This is a genomic window from Myxococcus sp. RHSTA-1-4 (assembly GCF_020037125.1).
Classification (GTDB): Bacteria; Myxococcota; Myxococcia; order Myxococcales; family Myxococcaceae; genus Myxococcus.
In genome coordinates this window covers 18,816-34,812 of sequence record NZ_JAIQDG010000067.1, presented here as the reverse complement: position 1 = coordinate 34,812, position 15,997 = coordinate 18,816, and the positions used below count along the sequence as shown (strand labels likewise).

Annotated in this window: 16 protein-coding genes; 4 read left to right on the top strand and 12 right to left on the bottom strand. The window is 69.9% G+C overall.

Going from position 1 to position 15,997, the window contains the following annotated elements; all coding sequences use genetic code 11:
* The 3 genes from istA to K8638_RS43500 form a co-directional block, all read right to left on the bottom strand.
* A partial coding sequence (gene istA / locus K8638_RS43510) for an IS21 family transposase (RefSeq protein ID WP_223760688.1) occupies positions 1 to 1,373 on the bottom strand: 1,373 nt, incomplete at its 3' end.
* Complete coding sequence (locus K8638_RS43505; RefSeq protein WP_223760687.1) at positions 1,357 to 2,244, bottom strand: ParB N-terminal domain-containing protein; 888 nt, start codon at positions 2,242 to 2,244, stop codon at positions 1,357 to 1,359. The genes K8638_RS43505 and istA, both read right to left, overlap by 17 nt.
* 826 nt (positions 2,245 to 3,070) lie before the next feature.
* Positions 3,071 to 3,286, bottom strand: coding sequence for a hypothetical protein (locus tag K8638_RS43500; protein WP_223760686.1), 216 nt, complete (start codon positions 3,284 to 3,286; stop codon positions 3,071 to 3,073).
* On the opposite strand from K8638_RS43500, the gene K8638_RS43495 reads away from it, so the two are divergent.
* Positions 3,285 to 3,509, top strand: a complete 225-nt coding sequence (locus tag K8638_RS43495; protein WP_223760685.1) for a hypothetical protein — start codon at positions 3,285 to 3,287, stop codon at positions 3,507 to 3,509. The genes K8638_RS43500 and K8638_RS43495 overlap by 2 nt on opposite strands.
* A 367-nt stretch (positions 3,510 to 3,876) precedes the next feature.
* On the opposite strand, the gene K8638_RS43490 is transcribed toward K8638_RS43495, so the two are convergent.
* The 8 genes from K8638_RS43490 to K8638_RS43455 all read right to left on the bottom strand — a co-directional run bounded on the left by K8638_RS43490 (position 3,877) and on the right by K8638_RS43455 (position 12,273).
* Positions 3,877 to 4,377: a hypothetical protein gene (locus tag K8638_RS43490; protein ID WP_223760684.1), complete on the bottom strand. Its 501-nt coding sequence runs from the start codon at positions 4,375 to 4,377 to the stop codon at positions 3,877 to 3,879.
* The gene (locus K8638_RS43485; protein WP_223760683.1) at positions 4,374 to 4,796 is read right to left on the bottom strand and encodes a helix-turn-helix domain-containing protein; all 423 of its coding nucleotides are present in this window, start codon (positions 4,794 to 4,796) and stop codon (positions 4,374 to 4,376) included. Before K8638_RS43485 ends, K8638_RS43490 begins: the two co-directional genes overlap by 4 nt.
* Positions 4,797 to 4,798: 2 nt before the next feature.
* On the bottom strand, positions 4,799 to 5,194 hold the full coding sequence (locus K8638_RS43480) for a type II toxin-antitoxin system RelE/ParE family toxin (protein WP_223760682.1): 396 nt from the start codon (positions 5,192 to 5,194) through the stop codon (positions 4,799 to 4,801).
* Positions 5,195 to 5,275: 81 nt separating this feature from the next.
* Complete coding sequence (locus K8638_RS45510) at positions 5,276 to 5,776, bottom strand: helix-turn-helix domain-containing protein (RefSeq protein WP_370644258.1); 501 nt, start codon at positions 5,774 to 5,776, stop codon at positions 5,276 to 5,278.
* Between the two features lie 5 nt (positions 5,777 to 5,781).
* Positions 5,782 to 7,146, bottom strand: a complete 1,365-nt coding sequence (locus K8638_RS43475; RefSeq protein WP_223760681.1) for an IS1182 family transposase — start codon at positions 7,144 to 7,146, stop codon at positions 5,782 to 5,784.
* A 472-nt stretch (positions 7,147 to 7,618) separates the two neighbouring features.
* On the bottom strand, positions 7,619 to 8,287 hold the full coding sequence (locus K8638_RS43470; RefSeq protein WP_223760680.1) for a metallophosphoesterase family protein: 669 nt from the start codon (positions 8,285 to 8,287) through the stop codon (positions 7,619 to 7,621).
* A 70-nt stretch (positions 8,288 to 8,357) separates the two neighbouring features.
* A complete protein-coding gene (locus K8638_RS45065; protein ID WP_370644257.1) occupies positions 8,358 to 11,357 on the bottom strand; it encodes a tetratricopeptide repeat protein in 3,000 nt (999 codons plus the stop codon).
* Between the two features lie 19 nt (positions 11,358 to 11,376).
* Positions 11,377 to 12,273: a sigma-70 family RNA polymerase sigma factor gene (locus K8638_RS43455; protein WP_223760679.1), complete on the bottom strand. Its 897-nt coding sequence runs from the start codon at positions 12,271 to 12,273 to the stop codon at positions 11,377 to 11,379.
* A gap of 243 nt (positions 12,274 to 12,516) precedes the next feature.
* Between K8638_RS43455 and alr the strand changes: the two genes are divergently transcribed.
* The 3 genes from alr to K8638_RS43440 all read left to right on the top strand — a co-directional run bounded on the left by alr (position 12,517) and on the right by K8638_RS43440 (position 14,958).
* A complete protein-coding gene (gene alr, locus K8638_RS43450) occupies positions 12,517 to 13,713 on the top strand; it encodes an alanine racemase (protein WP_223760689.1) in 1,197 nt (398 codons plus the stop codon).
* Positions 13,714 to 13,839: 126 nt separating this feature from the next.
* Positions 13,840 to 14,307: a hypothetical protein gene (locus tag K8638_RS43445; protein WP_223760678.1), complete on the top strand. Its 468-nt coding sequence runs from the start codon at positions 13,840 to 13,842 to the stop codon at positions 14,305 to 14,307.
* A gap of 72 nt (positions 14,308 to 14,379) precedes the next feature.
* Positions 14,380 to 14,958 carry a hypothetical protein gene (locus K8638_RS43440; RefSeq protein ID WP_223760677.1) on the top strand — a complete coding sequence of 193 codons (579 nt, stop codon included), beginning with the start codon at positions 14,380 to 14,382 and terminating at the stop codon, positions 14,956 to 14,958.
* A 7-nt stretch (positions 14,959 to 14,965) separates the two neighbouring features.
* On the opposite strand, the gene K8638_RS43435 is transcribed toward K8638_RS43440, so the two are convergent.
* Positions 14,966 to 15,970 carry a lysophospholipid acyltransferase family protein gene (locus tag K8638_RS43435; protein WP_223760676.1) on the bottom strand — a complete coding sequence of 335 codons (1,005 nt, stop codon included), beginning with the start codon at positions 15,968 to 15,970 and terminating at the stop codon, positions 14,966 to 14,968.
* Positions 15,971 to 15,997 lie beyond the last annotated feature (27 nt).

Here is a 15,997-nt window from a genome sequence, read left to right as displayed (position 1 = left end):
AAGTACTCGGTGGCGATGTTGCGCAGCACCATGCGCTCCAGCCGGTCCAGGTCGTACAGGCCGTAGTGGGCCGCGCTGCGGACGGCTTCGAGGAAGGGCTTGCGCGGGTAGTCGCGGCGCATCTGCGCCAGCCGCCTCAGCAGCGCCGGCCAGCGGGTACCGCCCCGCTGCTTCAGCTGCTGGGAGTACCGCGGCAGCGGCGCCTCGGCCTCGCCCAGCTCGCGCTCGTCCGGAGAGGGCTGGCGCGCGAGGGCCGCGCCCTGGCCCCGGGGTGGGCGGTGGGCCGGGTCCGTCACCCGCCGCTTCTCGAAGCTGAAGAGGCGCTCATGCTCGGCCACCTGGCGGGGCCCGTCGAAAATCCGCACCCGGTCCTTCGTCTCCCGCACCTCCACCCGCCGGCCGATGAGCTGGTAGGGCACCGAGTAGATATGGCCGTCGGCGTGCACGAAGCCCTCGAGGTCCACCACGCGGTGGTGCAGCACGTACACCTCGGGCACCCAGGCCGGCAGCGGCACGAGGAAGGGCTGCTCCTTGGCGAACAGCTCCAGGGCGCTGGCGTGCAGCTCGCGCCGGGGCTTCGCATTCACCCGCTCGCACCAGGCGCGTGCCTCGCGGTTGGCGTGGGCGAAGTCGTCGAACTCGCGGCCGGCCAGGAAGTTCCTCTCGAAGTGGTCGAAGCCTCGCTCGACGTGCGCGGAGCGGTTGGCGTCCCCCTTCTCATGGGCGACGAAACCGAAGCCATAGCGCTGGGCGAAGGCCTCCATCTCCGGCACCGGCACCATCTGCTTGCCCGTGCCGGACAGGACGATGACGTGCGTGTTGTCCACCATGCAGGTGCGGCACGCGCCACCGAAGAAGCGCACCGCCTCGTCGAGGAAGAGCTTGCAGGTGAAGCGGTTGAAGGCCGGGTACATCTGCAGCAGCCGCATGCGCGAGTAGCAAAGGACGACGGAGGCCGTCTGGACGCGTCGCGGGACTCCGCCGATGCGCACCAGGTGCGGCGAGGTGTCGTGCTGCATCTCCTGGCCCGGCTCGAAGACGTAGCGGCCGGCGGGCTTGGGGGGCAAAGCGCCGATGCCGTGGCGCCGGCAGAAGCCGGTGAGGGCCTGGTAGGAGAGGGTGGCGCCCCGCTGGACGAGCTCCTCGTGGACACGCACCAGGTTGCCCTGGCAGCGCTCGTGCAGCTCGCGGATGTCGGCCTCGAGGGCCTCGGCCTTCTCCGCCCGCGCCGGGCGCGGCACGTCTGGACTCCCGCTGCGCACCACGGCGCGCACCGCCTCGCGCGACAGCTTCATGGCGCGCGCAATCGCTCGCAGGCCCATGCCCTTCTTGTGCAGCTCGAGGATGGAAGTCCTCTCACTGGAATCCAGCATCGTCCGTCTCCTGGTGGCAGAGGGTGAAGAGGGACTCCAGCTGCGCACGCGCCCCCTGCGCCGCGTGCTTCAGCTCCCGGTGCAGCGGCCGCACCCACCCGGCCCGCTGGCCCTCGCGCAGCGCCTGCTCCAGCCGGCGGGCCACGTCCCCGAGGGCCGCGAAGTCCTCCAGCACGCGTTGGGCGGGGCGGGCCACCGGCGGTGGCCGCGCCAGCTCGGCCGCGGCCCGTAGCGCCAGGGCCGGATTCTCCAGGATGAGGGCCCGGGTGGCCGCGCTGCCCTCCCGCCACGCCACGCACAGCGCGCCGATGTCCCGGGTGGACAGCTGCCGCCCCGAAAGCACCCCGGCCAGCTGCTCCGCCTCCGCCTTCTTGGCCCGGGCCAAGGGCAGCAAGTGCTTCATCGCCGCATGCGCCGCCAGCTGCCCCTGGCGCACCTGCTGCTGAATGGACTCGGGCAGCTGGCGCACCAGCCCCAGCCGCCGGCTCACCCAGCTCTCGCTCTTGTCGAAGCGCCGGGCCACCTCCGCGCACGACAGCCCGAAGCGCTCGCACAGCTCACGCACCAGCCAGCCCTGCTCCAGCGGGCCGTCCGCCTCGCCGTTGCGCAGCAGCCGCTCCAGCAGCAGCGCCTCCACCTCCGGCAGCGCCCACTCCGTCGCGCGCACCGTGTCCTGCCCCAGCCGCTTCAAGGCCCGCACGCGCTTGTAGCCGTCCACCAGCACCGCCCGGCCGTCCTCCAGCGGCACCACCACCACCGGGGACTGCTGCCCCACCGCCGACACCGACGCCAGCACCGCCCGCTCCTTGCGCGGGCTGGTGCGCCTCAATGCCGCGTAGCGCAGCTCCAGCTGGTGCAGCTCCCAATCCATGGCCGCCCACCCTGCCACCGCCCGCCTCGCGTCTTTCCCCCGCGGCCCCCCAAGTCGGCCGAATTCTCAAGTCGAATCAAGCACTTGCACCCTCCTCGCGTCTTGCGCGTGCCGCACCAGCACTCGGCCGAATTCCCCAAGGAATTCAGCACCTTCCGCCCCCAACGCGTCTTGGGCCATGTCCCACGGAAGTCGGTGCAGCGGCGCCACCACCCGCGGCGCCTCCCGCCGGCCCTGCGTCGCCTTCTGCTGAAGCCGCCGGGCCGCCTCGTAGTCCGGGTGCGCGGCCCGCCACGCCGCCTGTGTCTTCTTGCGCCGCGCCGCCTGGCACTCCGCTCGCGAGCACGCGCGCTGGCGCTGCCCCAGCCTCGGGTCCGGCCGAAACCAGCGACGGCAGATGCGACACGGACGCGGGCGCAATGACGAGGCCATGGCGCCCCAGCACGCCACGCACCTGCGCGTCCGCCAGTCCGCCTCCGGGGGCCTACTGCCCCCGAGCCCCCGGTGGCGCCGACCGTCCCGCGCCTACCGCCGCGCGGGCCGCTCGCCGCTCATGGCGCAAGTGGTCCATTTTTCGAGAGCAGACCCGGGTCACTCTTCGAGAGCGTCGAAGCTCGGGTGTCCCGGTTCTCATTTCGCAGGGGTTTCCGGGGCCCGCGCGGAGGGTGTTCCAGCATCCTCTGCGCACCTTCCTCCCCGTCCTCCTGACCGCCTGCTACCTCAGCGGGCGCGGCGCTCCAGTTTCTCGCCGACGATGGGCGGGCGTCGCGACCCCATCACTCAGCCGGCTCGAACTCGGGCCTCACTCCCTCAACCAGGGTGCGCGTCAACACTCCGCCTTCTCCTCACCCCGCTTCGTCCAGAAGCGCAACCGCTCGCGCGGCAACCCATACCGGCGCATGAACGCCGACTGCGTCCCTCCCTCCGCCTTCCACGCGCGCACCACCTCCGCGGCCACCTCCGGTGTCCACCGCGGCTGCCGCGCGGCGGCCAACCACGCGGGCTCCGTCTTCGTCGTCACTGCCAGGCTGGTCGTCATCATGCCGCGCATTCTGCGGCGCCTCGTTCACCGCCACCACATGGCAGGACCGGACGGATACTTCGCCGCGGCTCCGAGCCCTCCCTCCGCGCAGGCGGCCCTCGCCGACGCGCTCCTCAATCAGGTAGAGGCCCTGCGCCAGGGCCTCACCCGCTACCGCACCCTCGGCGTCATGCAGGAGGAGTCGGACCGCCACCGCCCCCTCACCGAGGACACCGCGCCCTGACACACACGGACTCTCCCCGGTGATGCCCCTCATCGGGCGAGGCGCGCTGACGCGTGCTCGCGGTGATGGCCATCACGCAAGCCCGTCCATGCGAGCAACGCGCACAGTGCGCGGGGGGCCTCCAGGGCCGGCCTCCCTGTCTCGGCTGTCTCACCACGCTGGCGCACCGGCACCCTTGAAAGCGGGAAATGCGCCGCTCAGGCTCGCGGAATTGCGCGAATGAATGCCGGTGGAACTACGCGGGAGCTAACACCAGTGCGTCTCATTTGGCGCCCTTCAGCATCATCCAGGGAGCGCGGTAACAGTATGCTTAATCTGCAGCGGGTTTGCCCGATAGGCAGAGTTGCTTGGAAGATGCGGCGAAAGCTCAGTTCTGACTGGACGGTTTGGGTTGAGCTTTGGCAGAAGCCGGTTTGGCGATTTTGAAGAGAGGCAGAACCAATGGAGGAAGCCCCATTCTAGACGTCGAAGTGTGAACGAGTTCTCGAAAATAAGGGAACACGTTCACCATGACATTGAGACTTCCGAAATGACGATAGTGGTCATCGGTCAAGTCCGGGACCTCAGTCATTGAATATCGAACCACAAACTCGGCTTTGATAACCACCCTCTCTGGCCCGGACTCGTCATTGTCGCGAGCAGATAGGATGAGATTCGCCGTGACATCCAGGAGTTTGGCGGTTCTATTGAGAGCGTGGCTCGTCTTGTGCTGAAGTTGAATGACCATGGGGCCGGGGGCGGTCGGCGGACCAGCCTCGGATCCGAGGAATTGCACAGACGAAGAGCGCAGCACAACAGCCTCAAGGTCAACGACTCGCGCGACCTCGCTGCTGAGTTGGATAGGCGTCTTCTCGGTCTTTTCGGTCATCCGATTTGAATTTCAGTAGAGGGAGGGAAGGAGGCGGGCGTCTTCAGAGCCCATCTGACGTGATGGAGTCTCAAGACAACCGCCTCCTCGGCGGCCACCATGCTGCAGTCCTTCACGAACGTTTTCAGCGGCTGATACTCCGCATCCGCGCTCGACTTCTCTTCAAGTCTCACGGTCAACTGCATCCCAACCGCGAGCGCGAGCCTGGCGGCGGTTCGAAGAGAGAAGTTCGTAGAGCCCTGCAGGATTTGAGTGATGTACGGCTTGCTCTTCCCAAGAATGCGGGCGAGTTCCGATCGACGCATATCCTGCTTCTGCATGGCGTCAACAAGTTGCTCGGTGAACTCCAGAATCGCCCCTTCCTCCTGATAGAGCGCCTCCGATTCGAAATCGGGGAACTCCCGCTTGGGTGCGCTCATGGTCACTCTCTCCTGTACGTAAAAGTCTTGAAGTCAAAGTACTTGTCGAAGTACTTCACGATGTCAAAGGCACGGGTGATTTCCTCATTCGGAATGGCATCTCGCTTTTTCCTGAAAACATGAGTGACAACAACCAAGCTTCCAGGTCGAAGCACGTAAGGCAACCGCAACTGATGGCTCTTGAACTCCCAAAGTTCCCCTTCGATCTGTTTACATTTCTCGCGGTTGTTGATCGGGAACTTGCTCGCTGCCATATCAAGCAAGCGAGTGAGCTTGAGTTTTTCAGGTTCGGTAACGTGCTCGCCCAAGAAATCAAGGGCCGGGTACCTTTCGCCCCAGTGCCGTGACGCCAGAATGATTTTGGAGGAGCCACGGGAAAGCTCCGGTTGGTCGAGCACGACAGCATGTTAAGCCATAAGTTAACCCCCTCTTCAAGTGGATTCCACATGGTCTGAAGTCCAGTGTCCTTAAACTGCCTGCTAAGCAGTCAAGGGGGCGACTTTGCCCGTGATTCCACTGATGTAAAGACGACGAACGGTCCGGGACGTGACGGAGCTTTGCCGAGGAGTGTAGATGCAAAAAAAAGGCCAAAATCCAAGAGGCTGAGGCTTGCTGGTTGAGGTAGGTGTAGGTGCGTCCGTCGGGGGGCTTGTGATCATTAGCCATCGAAGCCGCTGTGGGGCAAGGGGGGCGTTATCGGAAGGCCGGAAGGGGATAGTTTTGGAAACCCTCAGATGTGGCAGCCTGCCTTGAGAGCAGAGCCTGTAGATGAGTGCCCCGCATACTCCCAGCCGTTCCGCGATCTCCCGGACGGTCAGCAGCCGGCCTTGGCCGATGGCTGCTAGGAGCGTGTTGCTGTAGGGGGCATGCGACCGGGTAAAGTGCGCCCTGCAGCATCTGGGCCGCCTGTCCCTCTCCCTGCGGGGGCGCCCGTGGAAGGAATGTTTGTTCCACGTCCGCCCTTCGCGGGCGGATGCCACTCCTGCTACGCGGTCCCCATCGCGCCGTGCAGCTTGCAGAGGTTGTGGGTGAGGCAGATGAGCGCCCACTCCCCGCGCGCCTTCTTCAGCCCGCGCAGCAGCAGTTGCCGGACGCCTCGCCCCTGCTTGATTTGGCCGAAGGGTGGCTCGGCCGCCACCTTGCGCCGGGCGTACACTTGGCGGCCCTTCTTCGTCCTCAGCCGGCTCGCCATCCACTGCTTGAGGCTCAAGTCTCGTGGCATCCGCCCCCGCACTGGCGGGGGCTCCACCCCATGCTTGAGTCGGCCGGTGGCGATGTACGCGTCGACGCCCATGCTCGCTGCACGCACCACGTTCTGCTCGGAGAAATAGCCGCTGTCGGCTGTCACCGCCCCGGGCACCCCGCCGCAGTTCTCCACCACCTGCTCCAGCAGCGGCAGCAAGTGCTCGACGTCCGGCGGCTGGTTGGTGAGCGCCTGCGCCACGATGATTTGGTGCTCCTCGTCCACGGCCGCCTGCGCATTGAAGCCCTGAATGAAACCGTCCTTCGTCTTCTGGATTCGGCTCTCCGGGTCGGTGAAGTTGCGCTGGGCCTTGGGGGTGGGTTTGCCGTCCTTCTCGGTAGGCACCCGGTGCTCGGGCAGGGGCGTCGGCCCAGACGGCGGCTCGTCGTCCGAGTCCTTCTTCGTCTGGGCGTCTTGCGCCTCATGGGCCGCCTTGGCTTCGGCCTCCAGCGCGGCCTTGGCCGCGCGGATTTTCGCCAGCCGCGTCTCGGCCCGCTGCAACTCCTTGGGCAGCTCGTCACCTTGCTTCAGCTTGCCGTACAGCTGGTCCTCCGCCGCGTCCGCCTCCTCGGCCCTCTTGAGCAACTCGGCCACCTTCTCGGCCAGCTCCTTCTCGCGCTGCTGCATGCGCTCGTAGCTCATCGTCTTGTGCTTGCTGGCATTCGCCTTGAGCTTCGTGCCGTCCAGCGCCACGTGCCCCAGCTTCACCAGCCCCGCCTTCTGGCACAGCGCCAGCACCTGCACGAACAGCCCCGCCAGCGCGTCCAGGTGCTGGCGACGGAACTCACTGATGCAGGTGTGGTCCGGGTGCTGCCCCGCGGCGATGACGCGAAAGGCGATGTCCTCGTACGTCTTCTTCTCAATCCTGCGCGAGGAGGCCACCCCCACGCAGTAGGCGTACAGCAGCAACCCCACCATCATCCGCGGGTGGTGCGGCGGGTAGCCGCGCAGCTCCCGCTCATACCGGGCCAGCAACGGCCTGAGGTTCAGCTCCACCACCGTGTCCAGGATGAAGTACGCCAAGTGCCCGTCCGGCAGCCAGTCTCGAGGCGAGGGCGGCAGCAACTCCGACTGTTCGGGGGCGTAGGGTCGGAAGACCTTGCTCATGGGTAGGCAAGCGCATCACGCCCTTGCCTACGCCTCAAGTAGGTTCTTGCCGTTACTCCAACACGCTCCTAGCGCGAAGGTTCTTGGAGCATGGTGTCCCCTGGTTTCGTCTCCAAAATGTCTCCAAGACTGTAGGGAACTCCGGGTGACAGGTGGGACTGGCGAGGTCTGCCCCGTGGACTTGAAGTGCCCGGATTCACTCGCGATTGCTCGAAAGGCGTGCGCCGTCGCGGGTTTAGGGCACCGCGTGTCCACCGGGAAGCAGGTAATCCATGCCGTTCTCCATTCCCGGCAGGACCCACTGCGCGTTCTGTGAGATGCGGCGGGGCTCGTCAGCGCTACGCTCGCCGCGCTTCCGCGCCGGGCCGCAGACCGTGGGCCCCGGCACATGGACGCTGCCCCCACCGGGGATGGCGGCTGGGAGTCGATGCTGTCCCACGAGGGCGAGCCCTTCGAGCGTCCGCGGAAGGCTTCACGGTGACGCGTCCACGTCCACGTACGCGCGCTTCGCCAGCACCGACACCAGCCGTCCCTCCGGCAGCACGTACGCGGAGAGCCTGCCGCCGTACACGCAGCCCGAGTCCAGTCCCAGCGCGTGCGGGTGCCGCTGAATCCCGCGCATGGCGTCGTGGCCGAAGATGACCAGCTCCGGCCCCGGCCACTTGCTGCCCCACGGGTCGCCGCCGTCCACGCGCTTCGAGGGCGTGCCGTCCGCGGTGATGCTGCGCAGGTTGAGCAGCTCGTCCTCCTTCTGCTGCTCCAGCGGCACGCCGGGCACCAGCCCGCCGTGCACGGCCACCACGTTCAGCTCCGGGAAGCGCAGGTACAGCGGCCGCGCCTCCAGCCACGCCCAGTCCTCCGGCGTCAGCGTGTCCAGCACCTGCTGGTGCTCGGGCTTCAGCGTCTTGCCCTTCGGCCCCCGGCCCGCGCGCCAGCGCAGCACGTGCGCGTCATGGTTGCCCCGCACCGCGAGGAACCCACCCTCGCGCGCCCGGCGCACCACGCCCGCCGAGTCCGGGCCCTTCGCCACCAGGTCGCCCACCAGCACCACGCGGTCGCCTGGCCGCCACCCGCACTCGGCCAGCAGCGCGTCCAGTTCCTCCGCGCACCCGTGCACGTCACCGATGAAGAGCGTTCGCATCCGCTCTTCCTTTAATGCGGTTTGCCCGCGCGCGGGAACACCATCCGGCGCCTCTTTCGTCGCTGGGGCGTTAGTGGGCCCGGGCGGCCGGGACGCTCGCGGGCCGGGGCAGGCGTGCCCGCCAGGCCTCCAGGTCCGCGAGCGGCTTCCTGCCCCGCTCCCCCAGGTCCACGAACATCGCCCGCGCCTCCTCCGCCAGCCGCAGGGCGCGAGCCCGGTCCAGGTCCGCGTCCCACAGCGCCCGGGCGAGGGCGAAGCGCACCCGCGCCTTCTCCCCCGGGCTCTGCTTCGAGTACGGGCTGCCCGCCAGCGCCCGCTCCAGCACCTCGGCGGCCTTGCGCGGCTGCTTCAGCTCGAGCCAGGCCTCGCCCAAATCCAGCCACGTCCCCGTCAGGTAGCCGTACGGGTCGTCCTCGCGGGCCTCGAGGATGGCCTGCGCGCGCAGGAAGTAGGGCAGGGCTTCCTTGTAGTGCTTCGTCAGCATGTGCACCCGGCCGGTGCCCCGCAGCAGCAGGGCCACGTGGGGGTGCTGGGAGCCGAGCCGCTGCTCCAGCGGCACCAGGGTGGACTGGTAGTGCTCCAGGGCCTCCTGGGCGCGGCCCATGCGCGCCAGCAGCGTGCCCAGGTTGCCCACGGTGATGAGGGTGCCGGAGCTGTCAGGGCCCTCCACCTTCAGCGCGATGCCCAGCGCGCGCTTCTGGAGGCGCAGGGCCTCCTCGTCCCGGCCCAGTTGTTGGACGGCCGCGGCCAGCGGGTTGAGCGCGGAGGCGACCGCGGGGTGCTCGGGCCCGAGCGCGCGCTCGAAGATTTCCAGCGCCGTGCGGGACAGCTCCTCCACCTGCTGGACGTTGCGCGGCCCCCAGTGGGCATACGCCAGGTCGAGCTGGGCCCGCGCCACGTCGGGGTGGTCCGGGCCCAGGGACTTGCGCCGTGTGTCCAGCACCTGCTCGAAGAGCTTCAGCCCCTCCTCCTGGCGCGCCTGCGCGAGGCGCGTGGAGCCCAGCTCCAGCCGGACGTCCGTCGCCTCCAGGCTGTCCGGCCCATACGTCTGCTCCAGCCGGGCCAGCGCGGCCTCCTGCTGCTCGGCGGCCTCCGTGTAGCGGCCCTGCACGAAGAGGAGCGCGCCCAGCCGGGCCTGGAGCTGCGCGCGCAGCACCGCGTCTCCGCCCAGCCGTTCAATGGCCGCGTCCGCGCGCTCCTTCCAGCGCCACGCCAGCGCGTACTGCTCCAGCACCACGCCGGACGTGCGCACCAGGGCCGTCCAGGCCCGCGCCGCCGCCACGTCGTTGCGCCCGGCCTCCGCGGCCCACACCGCCTCGAAGAGCGTGGCCTCCGCCTTGCGCGGGTCTCCGGCCTCCTCTCGCAGCTCGCCCAGCAGCAGCAGGGCATCCGCGGCGCCGTGGTGGTCCTTCGCCTCCTTCGCCGCCAGCGCCGCGGGCTCCAGCAGCGCCACGGCCTCCGCGTACTTGCCGGCGGCCTTCAGCGCGCGCGCCCGCACCAGCGTGTGGCGCAGCGACTCCGCCCGGGCCCGCGCGGCGGCGTCCACGGGCAGCGGCTCGCGCGCGGACAGCGCCGTCAGGTCCGAGCACCGCTCCACCGGCGGCAGCGCCTCCGCGGCGCGCGCGGCCAGCTCCACCGTGCCCGCGTCCGCCCGGGCGAAGAGCTGCGTGAGGGCGGCCACCTCCGCCAGCCGGCCGTCCAGGCAGTGCATGCGCCGGGCGAGGATGTCCTCGGGCTGCTCGCCGCGCACGCGCGTGGCCTCGCACGCGGTGGTGCGCGTCGTCACCCACGCGGCGGTGTACGCGTCCAGCGTGCGCCGCACGCGCCGCCACGCCGCGTTGGCGAAGGGCTTGCCCGTGGCGAGGAAGGCGGACTGGATGGCGCCCTGCTGCGCCGGCCCCCACACCGTGGCCACCGCCTCTTCCGCGCCCGCGCAGGCCCGCTCCCGGCGCGAGTGCACCGCGTGGGTGATGCCCACCGCGGCCAGGAGCAGCGCCGCGCCGCCCGCCACCCGCAGCCCGCGCTTCCACCGCGCCGCCGGGTCGTGCTGGAGCGCGTCCAGCAGCGCGTCCATGGAGCCATGCCGGTCCATGGGGCTGACGGACAGGCCCCGCACCACCACGCGCCGCAGCCACGGCGGCACCGGCGAGCCCCGGGGCGCGGGTCTCACCCGCCCGGCGCGGATGTCCGTCAGCAGCTCGCGCACGGTGGAGGCCGCGAAGGGGCGCTCGCCGTGGAGCGCCTCGTACAGCGCCACGCAGAAGGCGAACTGGTCGCTGCGCGCGTCCGGGGGCGAGTCCGGGTCCAGCTGCTCCGGCGCCATGTACGCCGGCGTACCGCCCGCCACCGCCGTGCCAGGCGTCTCCTCGCCCTGGGGGTTGGCACTGCGCGCCAGGCCGAAGTCGGTGACACGCACTCGGCCGTCCTGGCCCACCAGCAGGTTCTCCGGCTTGAAGTCGCCGTGCACCACGCCCGCCGCGTGCGCCGCCGCGAGCCCCCGGCCCGCGTCCAGGAAGAGGGCCAGCACCTGCCACCACGGGCGCGGCGCGGCCTTCAGCCACTGGCGCAGCGTCTGCGCCTCCACCAGCTCCATGGCCAGGAAGACCTGCTGGCCGAAGGTGCCCACGTCGTAGATGGGCACCACGTGCGGGTGCGAGACGCGGGCCATGGCCTGGGCTTCTCGCAAGAGGTGCGCGCGGCCCTCCTCCGCCTCCAGGCCGAGCGCGTCCGCGCGCAGCAGCTTGAGGGCCACGCGCCGGTCCAGCTCCGGGTCATACGCGCTGTAGACGACGCCCATGCCACCCGAGCCCAGCCGCTCCAGCACGAGGTAGCGGCCCACGGCGGTGCCCTTCTCCAGCGGCGGCTCCTCCGCGCGCGCGGGGCGGGGGGGCGTCAGCGCGGTGGCCTCGCCGGGCGGCCCGTCGTCGGGAGCCTGCGCGCGCAGGGCGTCGGCCACCATGCGCCGGCAGGTGGGGCAGGTGTCCAGGTGCGCGTCCACCTCCGCGGCGCGCGCGGGGGACAGGCCGCCCACCAGCAGCTCGACGAAGGTGCTCTCGTCCAGACAGGCCACGGCGCTCGGGACTCCCTCTTCAGTCGAGCCGCGAGCGCAGCAGCCGGCTGAGGCTCACGTCGAGCTGGCTGGAGATGAGGCGCAGCACGCTGTCGAGCTGCGAGCGGGTGAGGCGCAGGCGCTCGGTGAGCCGCCGCCGCGTCTCCTGGAGGAGCGCCTCCTGCGCGCCCACCACCCAGCGCGCGGCCGTGGAGCGGTGCACGCCGTACAGCGCGCCGAGCTGGTCGATGCTCAGCCCGTCCAGGTACTTCAGGCGCAGGAAGTTGCGCTGGCGCGGCTCCAGGGCCGCCAGCGCCGAGGCGAACGACGCGTTGAACTCCGCGCGGTACGTCGTCTTGAGGTAGGCCAGCTCCGGGTCGTCCCCGGGCGCCACCAGCACGGACAGGTCCGCGTCCTCCGCGTGCGCCTGCCCGCTGCGCTGGCGCTGCCAGTCGAGCGCGAGCCACAGCGCCGCCGCGCGCACCCAACCGCTCAGCGGGCCGGTGCCCGGGTAGGCGGCCAGCCGTGCTGGCGCGTCCGCGGTGCCCACCAGCATGCGCTGGCGCAGGAGCTGGCGCACCTCGTCCAGGCCGGTGGGGGGCAGCTTCAGCCGCGCCACGGCGGCGTCCACCTCGGGGAGGAAGCGCGCCTCGAAGGCCTGGAGCGCCGAGGGCAGCCCGTCCGCCGCCGCGCGGGCGAGGTACACGTCCGACAGGTTCAGCTTCTCCGCGTCCTCCGGGGAGGCGTCTCCGGCGAGCAGCCGCGCCAGGTGGCCGGCGAAGCGAGGGCCCTCCAGCTCCACCCCGGGCCACGGCGCGCGCGCCGCCTCCAGCAGGCGCGACAGCCGCTCCTGCAAGGCAGGCAGTGATTCGGGTGTGGCTGGAGCGCCACGCGCCGCCAGGAAGGCCTGGGCCAGGGAGACATCCGGTGAGGACACGGCCTGGACGATAGCACCCCCTCCTGGAATCCGGTTTCGACCGTTTCCCTGTGAGGTGCTCGTGCTTCCCTGCTCACTCGCCGAGGAGAAGGGAAGGACGCTGTGTGGGGGCCGGGCGCAGTGGGGCCCACGCCGGTCCCGTCCGCCTGCCCCGCGCGCGGGCACGTGTGGCTGGGATGACGCACGGCCCATGGCCCGCGCATTGCTGGTATGGGGCGAATCCTGGAGGTGGATGTGGAGTCAATGGGAGACGGGCCGGGAGACGCGGTCCATGCCTCGTGGCTGGAGTTGAGCGCGTCCGCGCTGCGGCACAACGTGGAGGTGTTCCGGGCCCTGGAGGGCCGTGAGGGGACGCCGCGCGGGGTGGGCGCGGTGCTCAAGGGCAATGCCTACGGGCACGGGCTGGCGCAGGTGCTGCCGCTGGTGCACGGGCAGGTGGACGTCCTCTACTTCATCGCCCCGCAGGACGCGCTGAAGGTGCGCGAGCACGAGCGGGCGCACGGGCTGCCGCCGCGGCAGGTGCTGGTGCTGGGCGCGGTGGGGCCGCACGAGGCGGTGGTGCTGGCGCGCGAGGGCGTGGACGTGGTGGTGGCGGACCGTGGCTGGGCGGACGCGGTGCCGGTGCTGCGCGCGGCGAAGCTGGAGCGGCCGCTGCGGGTGCACGTGCACATCGACACGGGCCTGGGGCGCGAGGGCTTCACGCTGGACGGGCTGCCGCGCGAGTCGCACTTCCTCGTCGAGTCGCGGGACGTGCTGGAGGTGGTGGGGGCGCTGAGCCACTTCGCCAACACGGAGGACGTGACGGAGCAGGGGTACGCGCTGGCGCAGCTGGACGCGTTCGAGACGGGGCTGGCGTTCCTGGAGTCGCAGTTGAAGCCGGTGAAGCCCTTGCAGCGGCACATCGCCGCGAGCGCGGCGACGCTGGTGCTGCCGAAGGCGCGCTACGAGGCGCTGCGGGTGGGGATTTCGCTGTACGGGCTGTGGCCCTCGCCGGAGACGCGGCTGTCGGCGCGGCTGGTGCTGGGGGAGGTGCCGGTGCTGAAGCCGGTGCTGTCCTGGAAGTGCCGCAGCCAGGTGGTGAAGTGGCTGCCGGCGGGCAGCTACGTGGGCTACGGCTGCACGTACCGGTGCCCGGAGCCCACGCGCATCGCCGTGCTGCCGGTGGGGTACTACGACGGCTACCCGCGGCTGGCGTCGGGCAAGGCGCACGTGCTGGTGCACGGGCGGCGCTGCCCGGTGCTGGGCCGGGTGATGATGAACCACCTCATCGTGGACGTGACGCGGGCCACGTCCGACGAGCGGCAGGTGACGGCCACGCTGCTGGGGAAGGACGGCGAGGAGTCCGTCTCCGCCGAGTCACTCGCGAGCTGGGCGCAGACGATTCACTACGAAGTCGTCACCCGGCTGGGCGCGCACCTGAAGCGGGTGGTGGTGGAGTAGGGGTGACGTGGTGGGTGTTGCGTGTTGGACATGACCTCTGGAGTTTGAAGCCGGAGCGGGGCTCGGGCGTACGCGAATGGGACATGCTGAACCTCGGGCGGGCGGAAATGCCCGTGGGGAGGTCGCATGCACCCTCGTGTCGTGCTCACCGTGCTGCTCGGGTGGCTGGTGTTGGTGGGCTCCGGCTGTGTCATGGGCACGGCCGGCAGGATTCCGCCCGCGGCCTTTCAGTTCCACGAGGTCATCTCCCGAGAGGGAAGTGAGGGCGGGGGATGGAAGGTGGCACAGACCACCATCGCACTGACGCGCATCTCTCAGCATCAGCCCATTCAGACGCTCTGTGACGTCGAGGTAGGTCTTCCCATCGCCACCAAGGAAGGGAATGTCCCTGACGTCGTTGCTCAACAAGAGGCCGCCAGCGCGGCCGATCAAGCCGCACGCCTCGCCCTGAGCAAGCGGCCGGCGACCAGCGCGGAGCTCTGCAACATGTTCCTGCTGGAGATGGGACGCATCCTGACGTCGGCGCTAAAAGGGGTCAGGGTGCGCCGTTTCGTCCTGGAGGGCATTCCTCGAACAAGGTTCGTTCCGGAGTAGTCAGGTGCGTGCCTCTGGTACTGCCGTGGGTTTATGGAATGCCTACCTTCCAGCGGGAAGGAAGCCGTGCTCATGAGTCAGCCAGTCACCGCGGAAGCGCTCCTTCGGCTCGTCTACCGCTACTACCCCGCGGGCATCGATGGGTACGACCCTCGCTACGCGGCCACGGAGGAGACCAAACGGCTCGAGGCACTCCGGCGGGGGGCGGTAGCGGACCAGCGCTCGTGGAAATCCTTTCTGGAGCGCATTCGGAAGGAAATGCCCGGCACCCATGTGTGGGACTACCCGAACATCCTCTATGACCCGGCCTACTCCGTCCGAGTGGCCTTGCCGGACTCCATCGTGAATGCATCCGAGGAGAAGGAGGTGGTGCTGATGGTCTGCATCCTCGCGCCCGTTCACATCCTGTACGCCGACCACCACAAACGCGTGCACGAGCGATTGAGGGAGACCATCACCCATCAGCCACCACTGCCCGCGGAGTTCCAGCCCTTCGCGGAGAGGCTCGAAGCCCTTGCCATCGAGGCGTTCGGCACCACCCGGCTGCCGGAGGACGTGCTCTCCACGCCCGTGCCGGACCTCCAGGTAGGCAATCTCTGGTTCGGCAAGGTGACGCTCGCGGACTGCCTCTTCGGCGACCACCGCTGGTAGTCCGTGCTCAGTCCTTTGCTTCTGCCGCCGCGGCCGGAGCGCCCGCCGGCTCCGGCTGGTACTTCCAGCGCCGGTGCAGCCACATCCACTGCTCCGGGTGCTTGCGGATGCAGCGCTCCAGCGCGGCCGTCACCCGCGCGGTGTGCTCCGTAATCGGGTCCTCGCACTCGCCCGGCGCGGGCGGGAGGATGGGGCCCTCCACCTCCATCCGGAACCGCGCGCCGCCGCGTCCGCTGCGCACGCCCATCACCACGAACACCGGAGCGCCCGTGCGCTTCGCGGCCACCGCCATGGCCGGCGTGGTGGACGCCAGCTTCCCGAAGAACGGCACGAACACCGCCGCCTTCGCCGGCAGCGCCTGGTCCAGCAGCATGTAGGGGGACTCGCCCCGCTCCACCGCGGCGATGATTTCCTGGATGGCCCCACGCGGGTAGATGAGCCCCGCGCCCACGCCCAGCCGGTTCACCGCGATGCGTGTGTTGAGCGCCCCCTTCAGCGGCCGCACCAGCGCGTCCAGCGGCACGCCCCAGCGGATGAGCATCTCCCCCAGCAATTCCCAGTTGCCGAAGTGCGCCGTCACCATCAGCGCGCCCTTGCCCGTGTCCACGCGCGCCTTCAGCGCACGCCATGCCTCTTCACCCTCGATGCCCTGCTCCGCCCAGTCCGCCGGAAGCCGGTCCCCGCCCGGCAGCGACTCCAGCACCACGCGCGCCATGTTGATGTAGGCCCCGCGCGCGATTTCCCGCCGCTCCGCGTCACCCTTCTCCGGCATCGCCATGGCCAGGTTGTCCAGCGCCACGCGACGGCGGATGCCCAGCGTGTAGGCCAGGTTGCCCACGAAGCGCGCAACCGCGTCACGCGACTCCGGCGACAGCCAGGTGAGGAAGGCCCATACGAAGCGCGTCAGGAACGCCACCACCGGACCGGGAGGCGTGCCGACGATGCGGCGCAGGTGTTCGGCGGGAATTTTCTGCTTGTCAGGTAGCGGGGCCTGGGTCGCGGGGGCGGTCATGGGCACGGCGGCACTCCATACCCGAAG